Source organism: Streptomyces tricolor, from assembly GCF_002155905.1.
GTDB classification, from domain to species: Bacteria; Actinomycetota; Actinomycetes; order Streptomycetales; family Streptomycetaceae; genus Streptomyces; species Streptomyces tricolor.
Genome location: NZ_MUMF01000767.1, coordinates 1 through 3,724 on the forward strand (window position 1 = coordinate 1; position 3,724 = coordinate 3,724).

Below are 3,724 nucleotides of genomic sequence, written 5' to 3' on the forward strand. Positions count from 1 at the left end.
CGTACCGACCACCAGCCCGACCGGCGCGCCGAGCAGCCCCGCCGCCGTCGCGCTCAGGCCCCGCTCCTGCTGCCAGTACAGCGGCCCGAGCAGCATCGACCCGAAGTAGCCGCAGGTGAACAGCGCGAGCGTGCCGATGCCGGCGGCGAAGGTGCGGTCCCGCAGCAGCCGCAGGTCCAGCAGCGGCGCGCGGACGGTGAGGGCCCGCCGTACGAAGGCCGCCGCGAGCACGGCGCCGGCGAGCGTCGGCAGCAGCGCGCCGGGCGCCGTGAAGTCACCGCGCTCGCCGCCGCGGGACAGGCCGTACAGGAGCAGGGCCAGGCCCGGCGAGAGCATCAGCAGCCCGGGCACGTCCAGCCGGGGCGGTCGCGGGCCGTGCGCGGCCGGGGCGTCCTTCGGCAGCAGGCGGGCCGCGAGGAGCAGCGCCAGGGCGCCGACGGGCAGGTTGATCAGGAAGATCCACTGCCAGGAGGCGGAGTCGACCAGCCAGCCACCGAGCACCGGCCCGGCCACCGGTCCGACCAGGATCGGCAGTCCCAGCAGCCCCATCGCCCGGCCCAGCCGGGCCCGGTCCGCGACCCGCATGCCCATCGCCATGCCGACCGGCTGCAGCAGTCCGCCGCCCAGCCCCTGCACGGCGCGGAACGCGATCAGACTTCCCGCGTCCCAGGCGCAGGCGGCGAGCAGGGAGCCCAGCGTGAACAGGGCGAGCGCGGTCATGTACGTGCGCCGGGCGCCGATCCGGCTCATCGCCCAGCCCGCGGTCGGGATGACCGCGGCGAGCGCGAGCGTGTACGCGGTCGCGGTCCACTGGATGGTCTCCAGCGGCGCGCCGAAGGACTCCGAGAGCCGGCGCAGCGCGACGTTGACGATCGTCATGTCGAGCACGGACATGACGGTGCCGAGGACCACGACGGCGACGACGCGGTAGAGGGCGGTGGAGTCGGGCGGGCCCGTCGGGCCGGCCGGGGGCGCGGGCCGGGCGGCGCCGGCCGGCCGCAGGGTGCTCATCGTCCGCTCCCTCAGCCCGCGTAGGGACGCTCGGCGCGCGCGGTCCGCAGCGCCCGGGCCCACCAGGTGAGCTGGCCGAGCATGCCCTTGGCGGCACCGGCGCACACCTCGGCGTCGCGCGGGACGCCGTCCTCGCCGAGCCCGGACCAGGGGCCGTGCAGGCTGACCGAGTCGCGCACGGTCACGGCGTGCAGTTCGGCGAAGACCAGCCGGAGCTGCTCGACCGCGCGCAGCCCGCCGCCGAGACCGCCGTACGACACGAAACCGACCGGCTTGGCCTGCCACTCGCGCAGGTGCCAGTCGATGAGGTTCTTCAGCACGGCCGGGAAGCTGTGGTTGTACTCGGGCGTGACGACCACGAACGCGTCGGCGGCGGCGAGCCGCGGCGAGACGTCGGCCAGCGCGGCGGCGGCCTCGGGGCTCGGCGTGCCGCCCCAGCCGGGCAGCACCAGCGGCAGGTCCAGCTCGGCGAGGTCCACGACGTCGAGATCGAGGCCCGGGTCGAGGGCGGCGGCGGTGGTGAGGAACCAGTCGGTGACGGCCTGCCCGAGGCGTCCCTCGCGGACGCTGCCGAGGATCACGGCGACGCGCAGCGGACGGTCCTCGACGGCACGGGCATCCGTGACGACGGCATCGGTAGCGACGGCATCGGTAGCGACGGCATCGGTGACGGCGGGATCGGTGACGGACACAGCTGTCCCCCTCTTCGGACGAGTTCCGGCGAACTCTGCGAACGGACCTCCCGGTCCGGTGAACAGCAGCAAAGTACAACGAGCGTTGTAGAAATTACAACGCTCGTTGTAAACGAGTTAGAGTGGGCTGGTCACGGAGGGAAGGGCGGCAGGCGTGGGCGAGACGAACGAGTCCCGGCTGGAGCGGGCGCGGCACGAGGTGTCCCCGCGCAAGCTGCAGAAGCAGATGGCCATCGCGAGCGCGGCGTGCACGGTCTTCGGCCGCGAGGGCTACGCCCGCGCCTCGGTCGACGCGCTCGCCGCCGCGGCCGGCGTCTCCACGCGCACGCTCTACAACCACTTCCCCGGCGGCAAGGCACAGCTCTTCCAGACGGTCGTGACCTGGACGTCGAGCGAGGTCCGGGACGCCCAACTGGCGCGTCTGCACGCCGTAGTGCACCCGGAGCGCCCGCCGCACCCCGACGACCTGGAACGCGACCTGGTCTCGCTGGCCCGCGCCTTCCACGGGCTCATGGCCGACTACGCGAACCACTTCGCCCTGGTCCGGCACATCCACGCGGAGGCCGACCACGTACCGCCCGAGGTCCTCAAGGCCTGGCACGAGGCCGGCCCGGAACCGGTCGGCCGGGCCCTCACCGAGGCGATGACCCGCCTGGAGGACGCCGGCCTGCTGCACCTGCACGGCGACGCGGCGGTGGCGGCCGGCCACTTCACGGCCCTGATCTCGCACCGGATCATCCAGGCCACCCACTACGGCGTGCTGCCCCTGCCGGAGCCGGAGACCGACCGCCTGCTCAGGGCCGGGGTGAGCGCGTTCCTCCGGGCGTACCGGGCGCCGTAGCGCACTCCGTACGCCGCCCCACCACGGCGGTCCTCTGCCCCGAGTGCCGGCCGGTCCCCCTCACCCCCGGAGCCGAGCCACCTGGTGAGACGGCCGGCGCCCGCGTCCACGAGCGGCTGCGGCCCGACGAACCGATCCTCGAAAGCGTCACCCACCGCGGACCGGGACCGGGCCGGGGCGTCCCGCGGAAGGGCACTCGCTAGTCGATCTTGACCAGGTGGACCTTCTCGTCGAACGTCCCGAAGGATCCCGGCGCCTGACCCGTCGTGGGCAGCATGGTGCAGAAGACCGAACGGTAGAAGGTGGCCGTGTACCTGGTGGCGTTGTAGAAGCCGTGGCCCCAGACGTCGTCGCCGGCGTGGAAACAGCGGTTGGTGTGCGTGGGGTTGATCTGCCAGCGCCTGCCGGAGAAGTCCTTGTTCTCGTAGAGACAGACACTGCCGATGTCGCAACGGGGCGCGATCCGGAAGGACTTGGCGCGGTCGCTGATCCTGGCGACGCTCTCCCGGTAGCGCAGATGCGCGTACGGCTGGCCCGAGCAGGCGTCGTTGTCGAAGCCTTCGAGCTGACTGATCTCCGTGCGGTTGTTGACGATGCCGACCGGCCGGGACGAGCTGCCGTCGGGCCAGCCGACAGTGGCCTTGTAGCAGGTGTAGGGCTGGAGACGGACCTCCTTCTTCTTGCCCTGGAAGTCGGCTTCCGAGTAGAAGCAGTACTGCCCCTCGGAGCAGCCGTGCACATCCCCGGCGGCCCGGGCCGAACCGGGCATGGCGGCCATGACACCAGCGACCAGGCCGAATGCGGCCATCGCGCGCGTAACGTTCTTGATCACGGCGCTCATCATCCGGAAGCCCGAACGCCTCCGGCGGAAGATCGCCGTGCGACCACCCGAACGGATCACTCCGCCGTACCCCCGGAAACGCGACGACGCCCGCGTCGGCCGAAGCCTCCCCGGGCGCCGTGTCGCAGGTCGGACGGGATGTTTCCCGCCCCCGCTTCGGTAGGCCGTGTGGGACTCGAACCCACAACCAAGGGATTAAAAGTCCCCTGCTCTGCCAATTGAGCTAACGGCCCGTGCGATGTTGCCTGTCCGAGCATAGCCGGACGAGGCCGTGTCGCCGATCGGGTATCGGTGACACGGCCACGTCGGAGGGGGCGGGAGCGGGGGGACGGCTAGTTC

General features: G+C 72.4%; 4 protein-coding genes and 1 tRNA gene. 1 reads left to right on the forward strand and 4 read right to left on the reverse strand.

Going from position 1 to position 3,724, the window contains the following annotated elements; translation table 11 throughout:
• On the reverse strand, positions 1–1,011 hold a 1,011-nt coding region (locus CCN44_RS39110), incomplete at its 3' end, for a DHA2 family efflux MFS transporter permease subunit (protein WP_244204043.1).
• A gap of 11 nt (positions 1,012–1,022) precedes the next feature.
• Positions 1,023–1,604, reverse strand: a complete 582-nt coding sequence (locus tag CCN44_RS39115) for an NADPH-dependent FMN reductase (RefSeq protein ID WP_086703800.1) — start codon at positions 1,602–1,604, stop codon at positions 1,023–1,025.
• Between the two features lie 253 nt (positions 1,605–1,857).
• Here CCN44_RS39115 and CCN44_RS39120 point away from each other — a divergent pair, with 253 nt between their 5' ends.
• Positions 1,858–2,544, forward strand: a complete 687-nt coding sequence (locus CCN44_RS39120; protein ID WP_086703792.1) for a TetR/AcrR family transcriptional regulator — start codon at positions 1,858–1,860, stop codon at positions 2,542–2,544.
• A 199-nt stretch (positions 2,545–2,743) separates the two neighbouring features.
• On the opposite strand, the gene CCN44_RS39125 is transcribed toward CCN44_RS39120, so the two are convergent.
• Both CCN44_RS39125 and CCN44_RS39130 read right to left on the reverse strand, forming a co-directional pair.
• Positions 2,744–3,376, reverse strand: a complete 633-nt coding sequence (locus CCN44_RS39125) for a peptidase inhibitor family I36 protein (RefSeq protein WP_158103209.1) — start codon at positions 3,374–3,376, stop codon at positions 2,744–2,746.
• A 169-nt stretch (positions 3,377–3,545) separates the two neighbouring features.
• A tRNA-Lys gene (locus CCN44_RS39130) sits at positions 3,546–3,618 on the reverse strand.
• Positions 3,619–3,724 lie beyond the last annotated feature (106 nt).